This is a genomic window from Isosphaeraceae bacterium EP7 (assembly GCA_038400315.1).
Classification (GTDB): Bacteria; Planctomycetota; Planctomycetia; order Isosphaerales; family Isosphaeraceae; genus EP7.
Map to the genome: position 1 here is coordinate 71912 of CP151667.1, position 20544 is coordinate 92455.

Below are 20544 nucleotides of genomic sequence, written 5' to 3' on the forward strand. Positions count from 1 at the left end.
GCCCTCCGCCTTGCTGGCCCGACCGAGGTGAACGCACGATGGCTCCGAGCAAGACCGACGAGACGACCGAGATGGAGCGTGGGGCCGAGAACGGCAACGGCGCCGGCGCCATCAAGCCCGGCTACAATGAGTCCAACATCCGCGTCCTGGAAGGCATCGAGGCCATCCGCCTGCGCCCCAGCATGTACATCGGCGACGTCACGTCCCGGGGGCTCCACCACCTCATTTATGAGGTGGTCGACAACTCGATCGACGAGGCCATGGCCGGCCACTGCTCCAACATTAACGTGACGGTGCACGTCGACGAGTCGGTCTCCATCGTCGACGACGGCCGCGGGATCCCCGTCGGCCTCCACGAGACCGGCAAGAGCACGCTGGAAGTCGTCCTGACCACCCCCCACGCCGGCGGCAAGTTCGACCACGATACCTACAAGGTCTCCGGCGGCCTGCACGGCGTCGGCGTCACCGTCGTCAACGCCCTGTCCGAGTGGCTCGAGGCCGAGGTCCACCGCGACGGCCAGGTCTGGCGCCAGGACTATCGCCAGGGGGTCGCCGTCGGCGAAGTCCGCCCGTTCGGCACCACCCGGACCACCGGCACCCGGATCCGATTCCTCCCCGACGCGACCATCTTCCAGGCCCGCACGACGTTCGACTACGACATCCTGGAGAAGCGGCTCCGCGAGCTGTCCTACCTCAACAAGGGGGTCAGGATCTCGCTGAAGGATGAGCGGAGCGAGGAGCCCAAGGTCGAGGAGTTCTTCTCGTCCGAGGGGATCGCCGAGTTCGTCACTTACCTCAACCGGGCGCAGACGCCGATCCACCCGCCGATGGTGCTCCAGGGGCGCGACGAAGACCGCGGCGTCGAGGTCGAGATCGCGGTGCAGTACAACGAGTCGATCAGCGAGAACGTCGTCTCGTACTGCAACAACATCCACACGATCGAGGGGGGGACGCACCTGACCGGCTTCCGGTCGGCGCTCACCCGGTCGCTGAACAACTACGCCAAGGCGGCCGCCCCGGCCAAGTCGAAGGACCTGGCCATCACCGGCGAGGACTTCAAGGAAGGCCTCACCGCCATCGTCAGCGTCCGCGTCCCCGACCCCCAGTTCGAGGGGCAGACGAAGACCAAGCTGGGCAACGGCGAGGTCGAGGGGATCGTCGCCAAGATCGTCAACGACAAGCTGGCCGAGTTCCTCGAGCAGAACCCCGCCGCGGCCAAGAAGGTCATCGCCAAGGCCCTGCTGGCGGCCGAGGCCCGCGAGGCGGCCCGCAAGGCCCGCGAGCTGGTCCGCAACCGCAAGGGGGTCCTCTCCGGCGGCGGGCTGCCCGGCAAGCTCATGGACTGCACCAGCCGCGACCAGGAGTCCAGCGAGCTGTTCCTCGTCGAGGGTGACTCCGCGGGCGGGACCGCCGAGGGGGGCCGGGACCGGCTCTACCAGGCCATCCTCCCGCTCCGAGGCAAGATCCTCAACGTCGAGCGCGCCAGGCTCGACAAGGTCCTGGGCAACGAAGAGGTCCGCAACATCATCACGGCCGTCGGCAACGGCATCGGCGAGGAGGAAGACCCCTCCCGCAGGCGCTACGGCAAGGTCGTGATGATGAGCGACGCCGACGTGGACGGGTCGCACATCCGGACCCTGCTGATGACCTTCTTCTACCGCCAGATGCCCCGCCTGGTGGCCGAGGGACACCTCTACGTGGCCCAGCCGCCGCTGTACATGATGGCGAACAAGAAAGAGCGGCGCTACGTCCAGACCGACGTGGCGATGAACGCGATCCTCAACGGCGCCGGCCTCGACGGGGCCCGCCTGGAGCCCGCACGCCCCACGGAAGGCCAGGCCGCCGAACCGATCGACGGGGCCCGCCTGCAGGCCCTCCTGGAGGTCGTCACCGGCCTGGACAACGCCCTGCGTGCCTTCGGCCGCCGCAACCGGCCGCTCAGGCCGTTCCTGGCGCTGGCGCATCCGGCCACCGACCCCAAGGCCGACCCCCGCGCCGGGATGTTGCCCCTGTTCATCGTGAAGGACGGTTCTCGGGAGCGCCATCTTTACACGGCCGATGAATTGGAAGACGATCAGGTGCAGGCGAGCCTCGACGCCGCGAGCGGCGGGCAACCCGAACCCGCCGAGGCTGAGGCCGAGGCCGCCTCGGCCGACCGCGTCACCGAGCTCCACGAGGTCCGCACGCTCAACAAATTCCTGGCCAGGCTCCGCGACGAGTTCGGCCTGCGGGCCGACGTCCTCCTGCCGCTGGAAATCACCGGCGACGACCCGCCCCCCCGGTTCCTCCTGCAACGCGACGGCGAGTCTCACCCCCTGATGGACCTGCGCGAGCTGGTCGCCACCGTGCGCAAGCTGGGCGAGAAGGGGATGAAGATCACCCGGTTCAAGGGTCTCGGCGAGATGGACGCCGAGCAGCTCTGGGAGACCACCATGGACCCGTCGCGGCGGACGCTGATGCAGGTCCGCCTGGACGACGTGGCCGCGGCCAATGACCTGTTCACCACCCTGATGGGCGACGACGTCGAGCCCCGGCGCCAGTTCATCGAGAAGCACGCGCTGGAGGTCAAGAATCTCGACGTCTGAGCCTGTCCCGGCCGGGATTTGGGGCCGCCGAGGCCCGACACCGAGGCCCGATGACGGGCCGGCCGGCCGGCGGGAGATCGACTCGCGGGGCAGCAGTGGGGGGCGGCGCGGTGCGCCCCGGGAGTTCTCAGTAGGTTCGATGCGCCAGGTTCGAGGTTCGTGCAGGTTCGGGATGGCGTTCGTCGAAGCGGGCGGCCCGTCGGGCCGTTGAGTATCGTGGATCCGGGACGACCGGGCGTGGCCGAGCTGTCGGCGACGCCGGCGCTCGCCCGGGAGACCGAGGACGTGCGGGGCTGGCCGGTCACGGCTCGCTTGATTCCGTGAATGGTGATTTCTGGAATAATGCGGGATCGACCCCTCCCTCGGGCGGTCCGGACAGGGATCGCGACGCCGAGCGGGGCTCCCATGATCGGCCCCACGACGCCGAGCGAGGGCCCCAGGATCGGCCGCGCGACCCCGAGCCGGGCCCGCCCCCCGATCCGCACGTCAACCGGGACCGCGAACGCGGCCCCCGATACGACCGCGACGCCGGCCAGAACCGGCCGCGCGGCCGCAGGCCGCAGCAGCGGCCCGGCCCGCAGGGCAACGCCCCCCCGCAGGGCAACGCCCCGCCGCCGCAGGGCAATGGGCCGGGCCAGAACACCAGGCGTCGCGAATCCGGCAACGCCCCGCCGCCGCCGCCGCAGGGCAACGGCAGGCCCGCCGCCGGTCAGGGAGGCAGGCGCCGCGAACGGCCGGCCGACCACCGGTCCCAGCAGCAGCAGCCGCAGCCCTCGCGCGACTCGTCGCTGGCCCTCGCCCCCAAGCTCCTCCGCGACTTCGCCGAGGGGGTCCGCGCCCGCGGCCAGTCTTACTTCGCCAAGGGGCGCGTCTCGGTCACCTCGTCCAGGCCGGGCGAGATCGTCGCCGCCAAGGTTCGCGGCACCACCTCCTACCGCGTCAAGCTCCGGATGCGCGGCGGACGGCTGCACGCGTCTTGCTCCTGCCCCTACTTCGCCCCCGACGGCGTCCCCTGCAAGCACCTCTGGGCCACCATCCTCGCCTCGGACAACCTCGCCCTGCTGGCCGCCCCCCCCTCGCGCCCGCTCCGCCTGATCAGCGACACTCCCAAGCAAGTTGACGTCGAGCCGGTCGCGGGCCCCGGCGACCGCGACCAGCACTACCCCCCCTTCGGCCCCCAGAATTACACCCAGGGCCCGTTCATCAACGAGTACGGCAACTCCAAGGACTTCCCCGGGCCCCGCCCCCCGGCCGATTACCCCGCGCCCCGGCCTCCCAGAGACTATCCCGCGCAGCGACCGACCAGCACGCCACGCCACGCCAACAACCCACCTGCGCAGCGGCCCCCCGCCGACTATCCCGCGCAGCGACCCTACCAGGGCCAGGCCCCCGGCTATGGCCCGCAGCAGGGGGGTGGTTCCAAGGGTTACGGCCCCCCGCAGGGCTACATCCCGCAAGGCGGCCCCCCCCAGGGCCCCGGCGGATACGGGAATACGTCCGGCTATGGCCCGCAAGGCGGCTATGGCCAGGGCCAGCCGCAGCCCCCGGGCCCCGGGCAGGGCCGCAATCAGGGCCGCAACCAGCAGATTAACAACCGCAGGCGCACCGCCACGGGCAACGGCCCCGGGCCCATGCCGCCCCCCCAGGGCAACGCGCCGACCCGGCCCGGCATGCCGCCGCAGCGGCCCCAGCAGGGTCAGGTCCCGGGCCGGTCGCCGGGCCTCATCTATGTCAACGGCAAGCCCGTCGCCGCCCGCCCCGAGCCCCGCCCCCTGAAGAAGGTCGCCACCAAGCAGCAGGCCGCGCGCAACACCAAGCGGCTTCTCATCTACGTGCTCGACGTCCCCGCCTCGCTGGCCCAGAATCAGGTCGTCATCGACCTGGCTCGCCGCGAACGCAGGCCCACCGGCGAGTGGGGCCCCCTGCGCCCCTGGTGGCACACCCCCGCCGGCGCACCCGGGCGGTACGACCCCGAGGATCGCGAGCTGCTCGACTTGATGGAGCAGGCCCAGTCGTCCACCAACTCGTCCAGCCACCCCGAGACCGCCGGCACCCGCCGTTATCTCGTCCGGCCCGACGTCCAGGCCGACCTCGTCGAGCGGCTGGCCCGCAGCGGCCGCCTCAGGCTCAGGCGCGCCGATGGCGAGGACGATCCGCCCACCACTCGCTGGGACGACGGACCCCCCTGGCGGTTCGGCATCGACATCAAGTGCGACCCCTCCGGCAAGCGCTGGACCTGGCGTGGGTCGCTCCGCCGCAACGACCCGCGCGGCCCCGGCGAGCAGCGGATGGACCTCATCGAGCCGCTCCTGATCGTCCCGGGCCTGCTCGCCCTGGGCGCCGGCCGCATCGCCCGATTCGACGACTCCGGCGTCGCGCTCTGGGTCGCCCGCCTCCGCCATGAGAAGGAGCTCGTCTTCGACGGCCCGCAGCAAGACACCATGCTCGGCAAGATCCTCCTCGAATCCAGGGTCGCCCCCGCCGAGCTCATCGAGTCGCTCCCCCTCGTCGAGGTGGCCACTCCCCCCCAGGCCTGCCTAACCCTGCGCACCCCGCGCCAGACCTACGGCGGCCCCGACCGCCTCCTGGGCGAGCTGACGTTCCTCTACGACGGCATCTCCATCCCCGTCGACCCCCCCGGCCGCCTCGCCGTGCGCAGCGAGCTGGGGCTGGTCATCTTCCGCGACGAGGACACCGAGGCGAAGGCCGCCATCAAGCTGTTCGAGCTGGGCTTCCGCGAGGCCAAGGACATCCGGCTCGACCCCGGCACCCTCGAGCTGCCCCCCAAGCGGATGACCCCCGTCTCCCTCGAGCTCGTCGCCGCCGGATGGCGCGTCGAGGCCGAAGGCAAGCTGATCCGGCCCGCCGGCGAGTTCAAGCTCTCCGTCTCCAGCGGCATCGACTGGTTCGAGCTCGACGGCCGCGTCGACTTCGGCGACCAGTCGCTCTCCCTGCCCGACGTCCTGGCCGCCGCCAAGCGCGGCGACGACATGATCCAGCTCGGCGACGGCTCGATGGGCGTCCTGCCCGAGGCCTGGATCAAGCAGTACGGCATGATCGCCGAGATGGGGACCACCGAGGACGGCCACATCCGCTTCGGCAGGGCCCAGGTCGGCCTCATCGACTCGCTCCTCGCCGCCCAGGGCGAGATCAAGGTCGACGCCCCCTTCGCCAAGGTCCGCCAGGAGCTGCGCACGTTCGACGGCGTCGCCCCCAAGGAGGCCCCCGCCGGCTTCCGCGGCGAGCTTCGGCCCTATCAGTGCGAGGGCCTCGGCTGGCTCGAATACCTCCAGAAGTTCGACTTCGGCGGCATCCTGGCCGACGACATGGGGCTGGGCAAGACCGTCCAGGTCCTCGCCCTGCTCCAGGGCCGACGCGCCCGCCGCAAGGCCAAGGCCCCCTCCCTGATCGTCGTCCCCAGGTCGCTCGTCTTCAACTGGATCCAGGAGGCGACCCGCTTCACCCCCAGGCTCCGCGTGCTCGACTACACCGGGCCCGGCCGCGCCGCCCTCCGCGAGCAGTTCAGCGACTACGACCTCGTCGTCACCACGTATGGGAATATGCGGTCCGACATCGCCGAGCTCACCCAGCGCGAGTTCGACTACGTCATCCTCGACGAGGCCCAGGCGATCAAGAACGCCGACAGCCAGGCCTCCAAGGCCGCCCGCCTGCTGCGCGGCCGCCACCGCCTGGCCATGAGCGGCACGCCCATCGAGAACCACCTCGGCGAGCTCTGGTCGATCATCGAGTTCCTCAACCCCGGCATGCTCGGCACCGCCGGCGTCTTCAAGCGCCACACCGGCGGCTCCGCCGGCACCGACGACGCCGCCCGCGCCGCCCTGGCCAAGGCCCTCAAGCCGTTCATCCTCCGCAGGACCAAGACGCAGGTCGTCAAGGACCTCCCCGAGAAGACCGAGCAGATCCTCCACTGCGACATGGAGCCCGCCCAGCGCAAGACCTACGAGGACCTCCGCGAGCACTACCGCGGCGCCCTGCTCCGCCGCGAGGCCGGCGAGGCCACCCGCGCCAACAACATCGAGATCCTCGAGGCCCTCCTCCGCCTCCGCCAGGCCGCCTGCCACCCCGGCCTCATCGACCCCTCGCGCGGCGGCGAGCCCAGCGCCAAGCTCGACATGCTCCTGCCCCAGCTCGCCGAGGTCATCGCCGAGGGGCACAAGGTCCTCATCTTCTCCCAGTTCACCAAGTTCCTCGGCCTGGTCCGCGACCGCCTCGAAGCCGAGAACATCACTTACGAATACCTCGACGGCCAGACCCGCGACCGCGCCGAGCGCGTCGAGCGGTTCCAGACCGACCCGACGGTCCCCGTCTTCCTGATCAGCCTGAAGGCCGGCGGCCTCGGCCTGAACCTGACCTCGGCCGGCTACGTCTACCTGCTCGACCCCTGGTGGAACCCCGCCGTCGAGGCCCAGGCCATCGACCGCTCCCACCGGATCGGCCAGACCCAGAACGTCTTCGCCTACCGCCTCATCTGCCGCGACACCGTCGAGCAGAAGATCCTCGAACTCCAGCAGAAGAAGCGAGAGCTCGCCGAGTCCATCCTCGAAGGAGACGGCCGCCTCCTCCCCAACCTCTCCCGCGACGACCTGGAGTTCCTGCTCTCCTGATTTTTTCCCTGCCCGACACCGACTACGGAGGTGCAGCATGACCTCAAGGCTCGCGAAGGGCGTGATCCGCGGCAAGACGATTGAACTCGACCGCGACCTCGGCCTCGTTGAAGGTGAGGAGGTCGAGGTACGTCTGACGATTGCTCCCAAGCCCACACCGTGGGGCGAGGGAATCCTCAGATCCGCCGGCGGCTGGACCGATCATCCCGAGCTGGACGCCGTCTTCGATGAGATCCAGCAAGACCGGGCCCGCGAACGACGGCCTCAAGGGATCGAATGAGTCACCTGCTCGATACCAACATCTGCGCCGCCCACTTTCGCCGGCCCGCGGGCCTTGCCCATCGATTCATCCAGCACGGCGGGGGCCTCTTTATTCCGACCGTCGTCCTCGCGGAACTCTACGCCGGGGCGTATCACGTCCCCAATCACTCCCCCTTGCTTCAGAAGATCGGGGACCTCCTCTTGGACGTCTCCGTTCTTCCTTTTGACGAGGAATGCGCGGAGCGTTTCGGGTTGGTCCGGGGTGCCCTGCTCCGCACGGGCCTCTCGGTTCCTGTGATGGACTTGATGATCGCTTCCGTCGCCCTTGTCCATAACCTCACCCTCGTCACACATAATACTGCCGACTTTCGCAACATCCCCAATCTGCGTCTGGTCGATTGGCTCGATCCGTGAACGTACGTCGTCTCGGATAAATAGACACGCAAGCCAAACGGTGGCGGTTTCTGTGCTTTGCATATTTGGATCGCATGGAATGCGGCCCGGATCGCCGAATGGGGGAAACAAGAATCATAAATATGTACGAACTCATCGACAGATATTCCAAGGGCACGAAGACGAGCCAAGAACTCGTAGTGGATTGCCTGAATCTCGTCGACCCGGGCGACCCTTCGTTGGTCCTCGGGGAATTGCCCCCGGAGACCCTCCCGCAGCTTGCGGAATTCCTGGAAAACGACCTGGCCGACGGGATGCGCGACCTGGATGACGGCGCGATCCCGACGCCGGCCCAGGTGACGTCGGCCCGTTGCTGGCTTGCGATGCAGGACCGGGTGTTCTCGCAACAACTCCTGGAATTCCTGCAAGCCAGGGGGAAGTGAAGCCGATCGGTCGAGATCGATGCCGTGGGGTTCGGCCCCGGAGGAATTTTCCTCAGGCCCGCCTGCGCCGGTTTCCCGCGATCATCCCGGCCACCAATCCCAGGCCAAGCCCCGCCGCCAGCGCACCGATCGGGTGGCCGACGTCGGGGGGGATGGAGACGATTCCGTCGGCGTCGGTTCGCGCGGGTTGGTGGGCGTAGCGGCCGTGGGAGGGGATGGAACGGCGGTCGAAGTCTCTTGCCAGCTCGTGCAGGCTTGCCAGCATCGAGGGGCCGGAGAGGGGGATTCCGTGGCCGGTGGCGGCGAGCTTCGGCTCGAGGGCGGCCAGCTCTCGCACGGAGGTCGCGGCGGACTTCCAGTCGCAGGTGAAGTAGGCGGGCGGGCCGTGGATCTCGGGGGCCTGCGCGGCCACGGCCAGCAGTGATTCCTGCTTGACGGTGACGAAGGCATCGCCGGCGATCAGGGTCCCGTCCTCGTCGCGGAAGAGGGCGATGTGGCCCGGGGAATGGCCCGGCGTGTGGATCCAGCGGTAGCCGGCCATGCCCGGCACGCTGCCGTCGGCCGGCAGGGGTCTGGCCCTGCCACCAAGCTCGATCGGCCCTCGCGGATAGAGCCAGGACAGGGATGCCATCGCGCCGCCGCCGACGGTCGGGTCGGGGGGTGGGTACTTCGACCGGCCGGTGACGTAGGGCATCTCCAGGTCATGCACATAAACCGGCACGTCCCACCGCTGGGCCAGCGCGGGCAGGGCCCCCACGTGGTCGAAGTGGCCGTGGGTCAGGACGATGGCCGACGGGCCCGATGACGGGCCGAACCGCCGGGCCGCGGCCTCGATGATTGACCCGGTCCAGCCGGGCAGGCCGGCGTCGACCAGCACCCAGCCCCGGTCTCCCGCCCCGGGCGGGCCGTGGAAGTAGACGTTGACGATCCCGGTTCGCAGATAGGCCAGGTCGTGGGCAATCTCACGCGGCCATCCATCGGGCCGGGCACGCTCGCGTTCCGGTGCCAGGATCGTGCTCATCGGTGCGTCTCCTCGGATCGGGCTCATCTCGATCGGATCCACTGGCTCGGAAGCAAACATCGCGCCGCTCGGTCGTGTGGCACCCCCGGTTCCCGGCCGGATTCGGCTGGTTGGATTTGCCGATCGGTGGTCAAATCCGGGTCGGTCCCGGGCAAGGACGCCCGCCGGACCCCTGGGTTTGCAGCCATGGGAGGTCCCCGACGTTGACGATGCCCGAGGCTCGGCTGGGCCTGTCGCGCGGGGCCTTGGTGGTCGCGATGGCCGCCCTGACGCTGCTGCCGGGGCTGGGCTCCTCCGCCCGGTTGACCTACCACGAGGCCTTCGTGGCGCAGCCCGCGCGCGAGATGATCGACGGCGGCGGACTGCTCGTCCCCAGGGTGAATGGCCAGCCCTGGCTGGAAAAGCCCCCCCTGCCCACCTGGCTCGTGGCTGCTTCCGGGCTCATCGCCGGAGGGGTGAATGCGGCCGTGGCCCGGTTCCCGTCGGCGCTCGCCTCGATGGCCGTCTCGCTCGGCGTGGCCACGCTCGCCGCGCGCCGGTTCGGCGGCCCGGTCGGCCTGCTCGCCGGCCTGGTCCAGGCCACCACCGCCTGGGCCGTCACCCGGGGTCGGCTCGCCGAGGCCGACATCCACCTCGCCGCGCTCATCACCTGGACCATCGTCGCCTTCGACCGCCTCCGGCAAGACTCGCTCCTCCGCACCCTGGTCGACGACCCCGGGCCCGTCCCGGCCGGGAACCGGGCCTGGCGCTGGGCCCTGTTCGGGCTGCTGGGCACGTTGTCGCTGGCCAAAGGCATCGGCTTCGGCGCGGTGCTCGTCGCCGCGGCGACGGTGCCGGTGCTACTCTGGGACCGCGATATGCCCACCTTCCGGGCCCTTCGCTGGCGCAAAGGCTGGATGCTCGCGGCGGCGCTGGCCCTAACCTGGCCGGCCCTGGTCATCGCGCGGCACCCGTCGGTCCTGGGCCTCTGGACGCTGCACGTCAGCGACCGCTTCGCCGCCAATCCCGAACATTTCGCCGGCGGATCGAGGCTCACTTACCCGCTCGCCGTGCTCGGCCAGACCCTCCCCTGGACCCCCTGGGCCATCGCGGGGGCCTGGACGTCGTGGCGACGCGCCTGGCCGGCCCGAGGGCGCGGCGGAATCGACCGCCTGCTCTGGGCCTGGGCGGCGGCCCCCCTGGCGTTGCTGTCGATGGCCACGGTGAAGAACGGCCACTACGCGATCCACGCGCTTCCCCCCTTCGCCATCTGGTCCGCGCTCGGCCTCGTCCACTGGTCCCACCGGCTGGCCATCAGGGGCTATTCGCCAGTCCGGTGCGCCCGGGTGGCCTTCACGCTGCTGGGTTTCGGCTTCGCGCTGGGCTATCCCCTGCTAGGCCCCCTGCTCGACCGCCGCGGATCCGAGTGGGCCTATTACGAGGAAGCCGCCGCCGCGCTCGAGGCCGGCGAACCCCTGGCCTTGCTCTACGACGACTGGGACCGGACGCCCTACCCGACCCCCTTCGGCCCGGTCCCGCACGACCTGGCCATCCGCCTCTTCTCCTTCGCCCGCCCCGCCACCTGGCACCAGGGCATCGAGTCGCTCGCCGCCGCCTCCTCGACCCAGGCCGGCCCCCCCTTCGCCGTCCTGGCCCGCTCAAGGGATCTGCCCGACCTGGCCCGTCTCGGTCGAGTTGAAACCCTCTCCCAGGGCCCGATCCTCCGCGCCTCCTCCTCCAGTGTCGACGACCGCGCCTTCATCCTCTACCGCATCACGCCCGAGACGGTGGCCGCGGTCCCCGGCCCTGACCGCCGCTGAATTCAACGTCGAAGGGCCGAGATCTCGGCCCGCCCGCCCATCTCGGCCCGTCGCCATTTCCAGGGCGCCAACCCATTGCCGCCGCATGACCGGCGCCGTCTAATGTCCGTGATTATGACAGATGTCGTTGGAATGCCAGAGATCCAGGAATGTTCGTCTTGGCGTACCTCAGGCGCGAGTTGATCGCCTCGACCCGTCGCGGGACGGCGTTCTCCGAGCGTTGCACGCCGCTGATCCTGATGACGGCGATCATCACGGCCTGCGTCGTGGTCTGGGATTGGCGGGGCTGGGACCGTTCCTCGGTGGCAGGCGCCGCCTCGTTCGCTCGCACAACCTTCGGCCTGATCGTCTCGGTCGAGGTCGTTTCCCTGCTGTGTCTCATCCCCGCCTTCCTGGCCCCGGCGATCGCCTCGGAGCGTGACCGCAAGAGCCTGGACTCGCTGCTGGCGACCCAGGCGTCGGCCGCCGAGATCGTCGGTGGGACTCTGGGGGCGGGCCTTGTCCGGCTCGCCAATGGATGGGCCGCCCTGGTGCCGGCGCTCATCCTGATGGTGTCATTCGGGGGTGTGGACCCGAGGCTGATCCTTCTCGCTTGCGCGGGGCTCGCCTCGACGGCGTTTACGCTGGCGGCCCTGGCGGTTGCCATCTCGGCCGTCGCCCGGACGGCCACGCGGGCCGCGTCGTCGACGGTCTCCCTGGCGATCTCCTGGTTGAGCTTCCCCTCAATCGCCGTGCTCATCCTGCCCCGCGTGTGGCCGGCCGCCGCGCCCTGGGTGCTGCCGGTCGCCTTGCCGGTGCTCGACAGCAGCCCGCTCGGGCCTGGCCTGAGCCTGCTGGGCGCGGCCCCTCGCGGGCCGCTGGTCGACACGGTGTCGCGGATGATCGCGATCCAGGGGGTCGCCGCCGCGATGCTCGTCCTCTGGGCGATCGCCCGCCTGCGACCGGCCTCCCGCGCCGTCTACGACCTGGACGGTCGCGATCGACGACGCGCCATGCTCTCCCGCTGGTATCCCCGGCCCGCCTGCGGCGACGACCCGGTGCTCTGGCGGGAGATGTATCCCCCCCGGACCGTTGGCCTCATCATGTGGGCGGTTGGCTGGACCGTGAACGCGGTCTGGCTCGGGCTGCTCGCCTATGCCGCCTCGTGGTTCGCGATCCCCGCCTTCGCCGAACTGTTTCGAAACGGCTATGTTCCCTCCCACGGGCATCCGACTCTGCCCGAGCTGAACCCACTCGCGCGCGTGCTCGTCGGCAAGATGACCGGGGCGTCTCTCGGCCCCGAGCCTGGGCAGGCACGGTTGGAATTCAACATCCTGCTGAGGCAGGTGACAGCAATCTTCGACGTCATGTTCCTCATGATGGTGGCCGGGTTCGCCGCGGAGAGCGTGGCGGCCGAGCGTGAGCGCGAGACCTGGCTCGGCCTGATCGGCACGCCGCTGTCCGGGCACGAGATCCTGAGGGCCAAGATGCTCGGGGCGATCTGGAAGGCCCGCGGCCTCGGCTACCTGCTGCTCGTCTTCTGGACGGTCGGGCTGCTGGCGGGCGCCGTGCATCCGGTCGGATACCTGGCCACGCTCGCCGGGGCGGCCATCTCAACCGTGCTTTTCTCGGCCCTGGGCGTCTCCGCGTCGCTGCGGGCACGCGACCGGGGCGAGGCCACCTCGAAGACCATCGGCCCCTTGCTCCTCCTGATCAGCCTGGGGTCCCTGCCATTCGTCCTGCCAGGTCTGGCGAGCGTCCTGCTGGCCGTCGGCTCGATGCCGTTCCAGGCCTGGGTCTCGCTGCTCTCCTACGACGACGTCCACGCCGCCCTCCATTCGAGGAGACCGCCTCAATTCGCCGCGATCGGCATCCGCGATGGGTCGAGCCACTGGCTCATCGCGGCCGCCTGGCTGATCGTCACCGCCGCCCAGGCCGCCGGGGCCTCGCTCGTGGTGAGGTCCGCGTTCCGAGGATTCGACGCCGCCGTCGGCCGCCCGATGCGCCCAAGGGGCGTCGATCCCGGGGGCTCACCGGGATCGACGCCGGACTTGGTCAATGCCTGCGCAACGACATGAGCCGGGCGGCGGGTTTGGGAACGGGTCCGTAGCCACGGACTGCGGCGCGATACGGGAGGCCCCGGATTCCCTCGGCCGACGAGTTCAGGGGTTGGCCCTGGAGGTCGGCGACGCCCCGGGGCCCATCCCCGCGGGCAACGACCTGGTACGTCTGCTGCAAGGAAAGCCTGCGGTTCAGGACCAGCGTGACCGTCCGGGCCTCCGGGTTGTACGAAGCCAGGGCCAGCGAGACCCGGCGATCGTCGGCGGTCTGGAACTTGCCGTCGGCCCCCGCGAGAACGACCTGATAATTCGACAGTTCGATCGCCCGCACCGGATCGAGCGGCTGGTCGAAGGTCAGGATGACCTGAGTCAGCTGGCGGCGGACGCCGAAGCGGCGCACCGAGGTGACGACCGGACCTGGCATGGGTATGGGCGTGGGCATGGGCACGGGCAGGGTTGGGGGCACGGGTACTGGCAGGGTCGGGGGCACGGGCACGGCCGGCGGGCTCGGCGGCGTCGGGTCGTCCGACTTGGTGATGGACGGGGGCGTGGGGGCGACCGCCAGGACGAGCTGGGCGGTCTCGTCCCCGGCGTGGGCGTCCCCTTCGGCACTGGTCGCCAAGGCCGTCACCGGGAAGGCGCCTGCGGCGGCCGAGCGCACGGAGATGGTCAGCGTCGCCGACTCGCCCGGGGCGAGGGACGGGATGATCAGGGTGGCGGTCCCGGCGTCGCCGGACACCTGGCCCGTCGAGCCGGCCGAGGCCGTCAGGGCGAGCCCTCCGGGGATCGTCGCGGACAGCCTGACTTCCGTGGCGGTTGCCTGGCCGTGGTTGGTGACCCGGAAGGTCAATGGATAGTCCACGCCCGCCACGGGGGTTGTCGCCGTCGTCAGAAACTCGACCGACAGGTCGGGCAGGACGGGCGGCGGCAGGGGGGCCGGGGCCACCGTCAGCACGAGATTCAACGTCTCATCGCCGGGCGAGACCTCGACGGAATCACTCCTGACCGACGTCACGACGCGGAACGTACCGGCGGCCGCTGGCGCGATGTAGGCGATCAGAGTGACCGATTCGCCCGGTTCCAGGCGGCCGACGGCGAACGAGATGAACCTCGGATCGTAGGTGATCGGGCCGGTCGGGGCCGAGAACCTGGCCGCCATAAAATCATCGAAGAATGTTTCGTCGAGGGCGACCCCCGTGGCCGGCGATGGGCCGTTGTTGGTGACCCGGAAGGTCAGCGGATATTCCTCCCCCACCACGGGCGTCGACGCCGAGGCCAGGTAGGTGACCGAAAGGTCCGAATGGGCCGTGACCGGGATCGGCGCGGAGAAGTCTCCGGGCGCGCCGTCGGCACTGATCGCCCGGGCGAAGACGTACTGACCTGGCGTGAGCGAAGTGGGGAGCACCGCACTGAATCCGGCCGTCCCGATCGAGTCGGTCGTCACCGTGATCGAGGCGGCGGGCACGCCGGGAGCCACCGACAAGGGAGGGCTGGTGGTCATCCCCGCGAAGAACTCGACCGTGTACACCGCGTCGTGCCTGGCGCCGGTCAGGGTGCCCTGGACGGCCGTCGTCGAGGCCCCCTGCACCGCCGAGGCGAGGGAGACGTTCGCCGGGTACACCGGGAGCGACGGATCCGCCGGATCGGCCGTCCCGCTCAGGTCGAGCCGCAGGCCCGTGGCCGAATAGTCGTTGTGGACGACGATCTCGAGCGTGTTGTAGCCCGCCCGGAAGCCCGTCGCGATGGTGAACGGGTGGAGCGTTTCGTAGTCGAATGCGTAGAGGGACCCCTGGATCAACGCGACGTTCGTGTCGACCCCATTCAGGAAGACCCGGCTGTCATTGTCGGAGGCGAGTTGCAGGTGGAGCACGGCCGTGGTGGGGTCGAGCCCCGTCAGGTCGAACGTCTGCCGGTAGACGAAGTCGCCCGAATCCGTGCCCAGGAACGGGTCGGCCGTGGGGCCGATCCACTGCGAGGTGGGCCCGTTGGCGACAAAGACGTCCGGGGGCGGATTCATCACGAAATTTTGGTTCGCGCCGGTGGGGGAACTCACCAGCTGGAAGTGGACCTCCGCCGATCCGGGGACCGCCAGCTCGCCGTTTGCGGCGACGCCGGTCGAGTAGATCGGGATCGTTGCCAGAAGCGCCCTGACCTCCAGAGAATCGAAGGTGGGCCCACGGCCGAACCCGATCGCCGTCCGGTCATTCCGACGCCTCGACGCAACGACCCGGGGAAGACGGGCCGCATCGTTTCGCAGTCTCATCAAAGATCGCCTCGCGGCCGGACGACTTGCGGGCCCGGAGATCGAAGTGACCTCGGGGTGATCCCAAGTGGATCGAGCCAGGATGTCATGAAGTTGAAGACGATGCATGCAGGCAGAAGGATCGGCGATTCTACGCCATCCACGAGTGAATGGTGACCGGACCCCAGGGAATGGCCGGCCGTGTCGTTCTTCGGCAACATTGTCCCGATAAGTTCGCCGGGAGACGCTAACTTAAGCGATTAGACACGCTGGCCTGGATTCACCGGCCGAGCCGCGGGCGATCGACGGCTCTGCGCGGCCATCGCGACACACGTCAGGAATCCGAAGGTAGAGTCAAGGATCAAAGGCGATGATCCGACTCACGGCACGCCGCCGCACCTGCATCCGTTCAAAACCAACGAGGCACGATGAAGCGCCTATTGTTCCTGGGATGGATCGCGTTCTTGCCCGCCTTCGCGGCGGCTCAGGCCCCCACCTCGAAGCCCCCGACGGTCGAGGAGGCGGCGAAGGTGATCGACCTGTCCGCGTTCCCGAGGCTGCCCCTGTCCGAGGGGCCGGGGTCGCGTCAGGTTGCTCGGCTTTTCTACGCGGCGAGGGCGACCGTGCCCGAGGCCTTCGCGTTCCAGAAGGCGACGCTGACCAAGCTCGGTTGGGCCGAGCTGCCGGGCGGTTATGCCGCGGGCCCTTCGGCGAGCGGGACGTTCGAGAAGCAGGGTTACCGGATTTCGGTGGCCGTCTCGACCGGAAGTGCGCCGGGCACGGTCTCGGTCTCGCTGATCAATCACGGGAATCTCGATCTCAAGGCGTTGCCGGTCCCGGCCGGCACCAAGGTGCTCTTCGCCGGGCCCGTCAGCGTGCTATTCCTCAGCGAGCAAGGCGTCGAGGCCGTGGCCGACGATTGCCGCAAGCGGTTGCTGGCCCTGGGCTGGCAGCCCTATGGCGAGGCCGGCGACCAGCGGTTCTTCAAGCAGAACGCCGTCCAGCTGAGCCTGCGCGTCAGCTCGGCCCCCGCCCAGGGGAACAAGACGATGATCGCCTACGCGGGCGAGCTGCTCTCCGTCGACCTGCCGGCTCCCGCCGACGGTATCGGCACCCACTATGCCGACACCGTCAAGCAGGTGACGTTCGACACCAAGGAGAACGCCCAGGGTATCGCGGCCTATTATCAGAAGGCGCTTGCCGGGGCCGGATGGAAATCGACGACCGATGCGCCGGTGGAGATCGAGCGATATGAAACCATGTTCTTCCGCAACGCGGCCAAGGACATCCTGACCCTGAAGATGAGGAATGTGGACCCCATCCTGCGGGTCAGCCTCGCCCATCAGACCGGGGCCGAGTTTGACGAGGAGATCCGCCTGGCCGAAGCCCGGGAGAAGGCGCTGAAATCGAAGTCGATGACCAAGCCGGCCAGGCCGGTCGTCTCGGTTTCCCTGCCCACCGCCGCGACCGAGATCGAGGCGACCGCAACCGAGATCACGTTCCAGCTCGCCTCCGGCAAGGCCCGCGACGCCGTCCGGGCGATGCTCGGCGAGCTGGTCAAGGCGGGCTGGACTCAGGAGGTCGCGGCCCTGGAAGATGCGGGCGGGGCCGTCTCGCTGAAGAAAGCGCCCGGCGACCTGACGATCCACTACGTCGACCCCGGATTCATCCCGGCCGAGGTCACCATCTCGGCCATCGGAGTGACCCTCGCCAAGCCCAAGGCACGCTGAGCCGGCTGTCTCGGCGGCGCCGACGAAACGAAGCCACCCGCCGGGTGGCGGGCGGCTTCGTTTCGGTCTGGATTTACGGGCGGGCCGCGGGACGACCGCTCAGGCCCGGGCCGGGCTGGGTAGGGGCTCGTCGGCTCGCTCTGCCTTCTTGATCAGGTCCTCGACCCGGTCGCTGCGGCCCAGGCCCAGGACGACGATGATCGAGGCCGAGAGGGCCATCGAGGCGGCGAGGACCATGATGCCGATCCGGTAGTCGCCCGTGTTCTCCTTGACGACGCCCAGCACATAGGGGCCCAGGAACCCGCCGAGGTTGCCCATCGAGTTGATCAGGCCGATGCTGCTGGCCGCCGCGGCCTCGGTCAGGAACAGGCTCGGCAGCGACCAGAACGCGGGGAGGTATGCCTTCAGGCCGGTCAGGGCCAGGATGAACAGGGTCACTGTCAGCCAGAGTGGTGGGTTCTTGATGAACGCGACGGCCGCCAGCGAGGCCGCGCCCAGCAGGATCGGGCCGGCCGTATGCAGCCGACGCTCACGCGTCCGGTCCGAGTTCCAGCCGATGAAGAGCTGGCCGATCAACGAGCCGATCGGCGGCAAGACGACCAGCCAGGTGACCTTGTCCAGGTCCATCTGGTACCAGCTCTTGAGGATGCTGGGCAGGTACATCTCGACGCCGTAGTTGGCCGTCACGACCAGGAAGTAGGCGGCGGCCAGGATCAGGACCTTGGGATGGCTGAGCGCCTGCAAGATCCCCATGTGGGCATGTCCCTTGCGTAGCTCCTTCTCCAGCGCCAGCTGCGCCTCCAGGGCCTCGCGCTCCTCGACCGTCAGCCATTTCGCATGCGCCGGCCGGTCGGTCAGGGCGTACAGGACGACCAGGCCGAGGACCACCGCGGGGATTCCCCAGGCGATGTAGACGAGCTGCCAGCCTTCGAGCCCGAACCACTCGGGGTTGCCGTCGTAGCCCACCTGGATCAGGAAGTTGGACATCTTGGGGCTGAGGATCTGGGCCACCGGCGTGGCGATCAGGAACGCGGCCAGGGCCCGGGTCCGGTCGCGGGCGGGGAACCAGTGGGTCAGGTAGACGATCACCCCCGGGAAGAACCCCGCCTCGGCCAGGCCCAGGATGAATCGGAGCGTGTAGAAGTGCCAGGGGGCGGTGACGAACGCGGTCAACGCCGCCACGATCCCCCAGGAGACCATGATCCGGCAGATCCACTTGCGGGCGCTCCAGCGCTCGACGATCAGGGTGCCGGGGATCTCCAGCAGGAAGTAGCCCAGGAAGAAGATGCCGATGCCGAAGCCGAAGACCGACTCGGTGAACGCCGGCATGTCCTTAACCATCGTCAGCTTGGCGATCGACACGTTGGTCCGGTCGACATAGGCGACCATGTAGCAGAGGAACAGCAGCGGGATCAGGCGCCGGTAAGCCTTGGCGATGGCGCGGTCCAGCGCGGGGTTGGACGTGTCGGCGGTCGACATGGATGGGGTTCCCGGCCTGTCCGGCGGTTGGTCGTGTCGGGGGAGAGGCCAGGGGCGCCGGAGCCTCGCGGAACCGCCGGCGACCTGACTTTGGGGTTTGTGCGACCCGATGGCGACCGAGCGTAACGCGCCCGGGGGCGGCGGGCAAACCTCGCGGCGGGGGCCTTTTTCAAATAGGCTGGGTCGGCCTGCGCGGCGTGGCGTCGAGACCGAAGAGGCAGAGGACAGGCTCCCATGGATCGCGGCGTGGTGGTGACGTTCGACGACGACCGAGGCTTCGGCTTCATCCGATCCAGGGGGCTCGCCCAGGACATTTTCGTCCACGTGAGCGACATCCCGGGCCAGGCCCGCCTGAAGCCCGGCCAGCGGGTGACCTTCGAGGTCGCGACGACCGATCGGGGTTTGCGGGCCGTCGGCGTCAGGCTTGGCCGGCTCGGGTTCTCGCCGACGGCCCTGGTCATGGTGGCCCTGGCCGTCGTGCTGGCCCTGGCCTGCGGCGGGCTGCGTTACCTGGGGATCCCCTGGCTCTGGACCTGGCCGCTGGCGATCAACCCGCTCTGCTTCGCCGCGTTCGCCCACGACAAGCGCCGGGCCGTGGCCGGCGGCCGGCGGGTGCCCGAGGTCGTCCTGCACGGCTTCAGCCTGGCCGGGGGCTCGCCTGCGGCCATCCTGGCGATCGTTTCCCTGCACCACAAGAACCGCAAGCCCTCGTTCCTTATCCCGCTGGCCCTGATCGTCGCGGCCCAGCTCGCGCTGCTCGCCGTCTGGTGGCGCGGGGCTTGAAGCCTCGATTGCCCTTCGCGCGCACGACAGGCCGTGCTAAGCCTCGCGGCCTTGAATGAATCGAAGGGATGGGGCCCTGGCTTCGATGCTTGCCGAGATGCCGAGGGAACCCTGGGACGGATTCGTGGCCGGGCCCGAGAATGCCCTGGCGCACGCCGGCGTTCTGGCCCTGGCCCGCGGCGAGGTCCAGGGAATCTCCCCGCTGGTCATCCACGGGCCGGCCGGGGTCGGCAAGTCGACGCTGCTCGAGGCCCTGGTCGGCGAGCGGCTGAGGCGCCGGCCCGAGTCGGCCGTGGCCTACCTGACGGGCGAGTCGTTCGCCGCCGCCTGCGCCCAGGCCAACGCGCGGGCCGAGGGCGAGGGCTGGGCCGAGCTGCGGGCCAGGTTCCGCAACGTCGACCTGCTCGTCCTGGACGACCTGCACGCCCTGGCCCGCGTCCCGCTCGCCTTCGACGAGTTGGTGCCGACGCTCGACGCCCTGGATGAGGCCGGCGCCGGCGTGGCCGTGGCGGCCCGTTCGGGGCCCGGTGGCTGGGACGACTGGCCGGCCAAGCTCGTCAGCCGCCTGTCCGCCGGCCTCTCGGTGCGGGTCGACCCCCCCGGCCCCGAATCCCGCCGCCGCTACCTGATGGACCGGGCCCGCGCCCGCAAGCTGAGCCTGGCGGCCGAGGCCGTCGACAGCCTGTCCGAGCAGGCCGACGGCTACCGGACCCTCGACGGCTGGCTGGCCAAGATGGCCCTCGCCTCACGCCTGGAACGCCGCCCGCTGGACCGGGCCCTGGCCGACCCCCTGCTGGCCGAGGACGCCCCGGCGCCCGCCGTCGACATCGACCGGATCGCCCGCGACGTGGCCGCCCGTTTCGGTGTCAGGGCACACGAGCTGCGGGCCGTCACCCGCAGGCGTACGGTCGTCGAGCCCAGGCACCTGGCCATCGGCCTGGCCCGCGAACTGACGGGCCTGAGCTTCGCCGCCATCGGGGCCTACTTCGGCGGCCGTGACGCGGCGACCGTCCGCCACGCCTGCAAGATGGCCTCCGACCGCCTCTCCGCCGATCCCTCCCTGTCCGCCGCCGCCTCCGCCCTCCGCCAGCAGTGGAGCCGCACCGACGAGGCCCCCTGATGGGCCCCGAACGGCCGCCAACCC

General features: G+C 69.8%; 13 protein-coding genes. 10 read left to right on the forward strand and 3 right to left on the reverse strand.

Features of this window, described 5'->3' with window-relative positions:
* Positions 1-38: 38 nt before the first annotated feature.
* The 5 genes from gyrB (at position 39) to EP7_RS00335 (ending at position 8307) form a co-directional block, all read left to right on the forward strand.
* Positions 39-2585, forward strand: coding sequence for a DNA topoisomerase (ATP-hydrolyzing) subunit B (gene gyrB, locus EP7_RS00315; RefSeq protein ID WP_463525547.1), 2547 nt, complete (start codon positions 39-41; stop codon positions 2583-2585).
* Positions 2586-2905: 320 nt separating this feature from the next.
* Complete coding sequence (locus EP7_RS00320) at positions 2906-7210, forward strand: DEAD/DEAH box helicase (RefSeq protein WP_463525548.1); 4305 nt, start codon at positions 2906-2908, stop codon at positions 7208-7210.
* A gap of 37 nt (positions 7211-7247) precedes the next feature.
* On the forward strand, positions 7248-7490 hold the full coding sequence (locus EP7_RS00325) for a hypothetical protein (protein ID WP_463525549.1): 243 nt from the start codon (positions 7248-7250) through the stop codon (positions 7488-7490).
* Positions 7487-7885: a type II toxin-antitoxin system VapC family toxin gene (locus EP7_RS00330; RefSeq protein WP_463525550.1), complete on the forward strand. Its 399-nt coding sequence runs from the start codon at positions 7487-7489 to the stop codon at positions 7883-7885. The genes EP7_RS00325 and EP7_RS00330 overlap by 4 nt, the downstream gene beginning before the upstream one ends.
* 122 nt (positions 7886-8007) lie before the next feature.
* Positions 8008-8307, forward strand: coding sequence for a hypothetical protein (locus tag EP7_RS00335; protein WP_463525551.1), 300 nt, complete (start codon positions 8008-8010; stop codon positions 8305-8307).
* 52 nt (positions 8308-8359) lie between these two features.
* On the opposite strand, the gene EP7_RS00340 is transcribed toward EP7_RS00335, so the two are convergent.
* A complete protein-coding gene (locus tag EP7_RS00340; RefSeq protein ID WP_463525552.1) occupies positions 8360-9328 on the reverse strand; it encodes an MBL fold metallo-hydrolase in 969 nt (322 codons plus the stop codon).
* 209 nt (positions 9329-9537) lie between these two features.
* Between EP7_RS00340 and EP7_RS00345 the strand changes: the two genes are divergently transcribed.
* Entirely contained in the window at positions 9538-11127 is a 1590-nt protein-coding gene (locus tag EP7_RS00345; RefSeq protein WP_463528472.1) for an ArnT family glycosyltransferase, read from the forward strand.
* Positions 11128-11276: 149 nt separating this feature from the next.
* Positions 11277-13184, forward strand: a complete 1908-nt coding sequence (locus tag EP7_RS00350; RefSeq protein WP_463525553.1) for a hypothetical protein — start codon at positions 11277-11279, stop codon at positions 13182-13184.
* Here EP7_RS00350 and EP7_RS00355 read toward each other — a convergent pair.
* Positions 13162-15429: a CARDB domain-containing protein gene (locus EP7_RS00355; protein ID WP_463525554.1), complete on the reverse strand. Its 2268-nt coding sequence runs from the start codon at positions 15427-15429 to the stop codon at positions 13162-13164. The two genes, EP7_RS00350 and EP7_RS00355, sit on opposite strands and share 23 nt — an antisense overlap.
* 407 nt (positions 15430-15836) lie before the next feature.
* Between EP7_RS00355 and EP7_RS00360 the strand changes: the two genes are divergently transcribed.
* Positions 15837-17138, forward strand: coding sequence for a hypothetical protein (locus tag EP7_RS00360; RefSeq protein ID WP_463525555.1), 1302 nt, complete (start codon positions 15837-15839; stop codon positions 17136-17138).
* A gap of 99 nt (positions 17139-17237) precedes the next feature.
* Here EP7_RS00360 and EP7_RS00365 read toward each other — a convergent pair whose 3' ends face one another.
* Positions 17238-18617, reverse strand: a complete 1380-nt coding sequence (locus EP7_RS00365; protein WP_463525556.1) for an MFS transporter — start codon at positions 18615-18617, stop codon at positions 17238-17240.
* A 234-nt stretch (positions 18618-18851) separates the two neighbouring features.
* Between EP7_RS00365 and EP7_RS00370 the strand changes: the two genes are divergently transcribed.
* Together EP7_RS00370 and EP7_RS00375 are read left to right on the forward strand one after the other, a co-directional pair.
* The gene (locus tag EP7_RS00370) at positions 18852-19400 is read left to right on the forward strand and encodes a DUF1294 domain-containing protein (protein ID WP_463525557.1); all 549 of its coding nucleotides are present in this window, start codon (positions 18852-18854) and stop codon (positions 19398-19400) included.
* 97 nt (positions 19401-19497) lie between these two features.
* Entirely contained in the window at positions 19498-20520 is a 1023-nt protein-coding gene (locus EP7_RS00375; protein WP_463525558.1) for a DnaA/Hda family protein, read from the forward strand.
* The last annotated feature ends 24 nt before the right edge of the window (positions 20521-20544 follow it).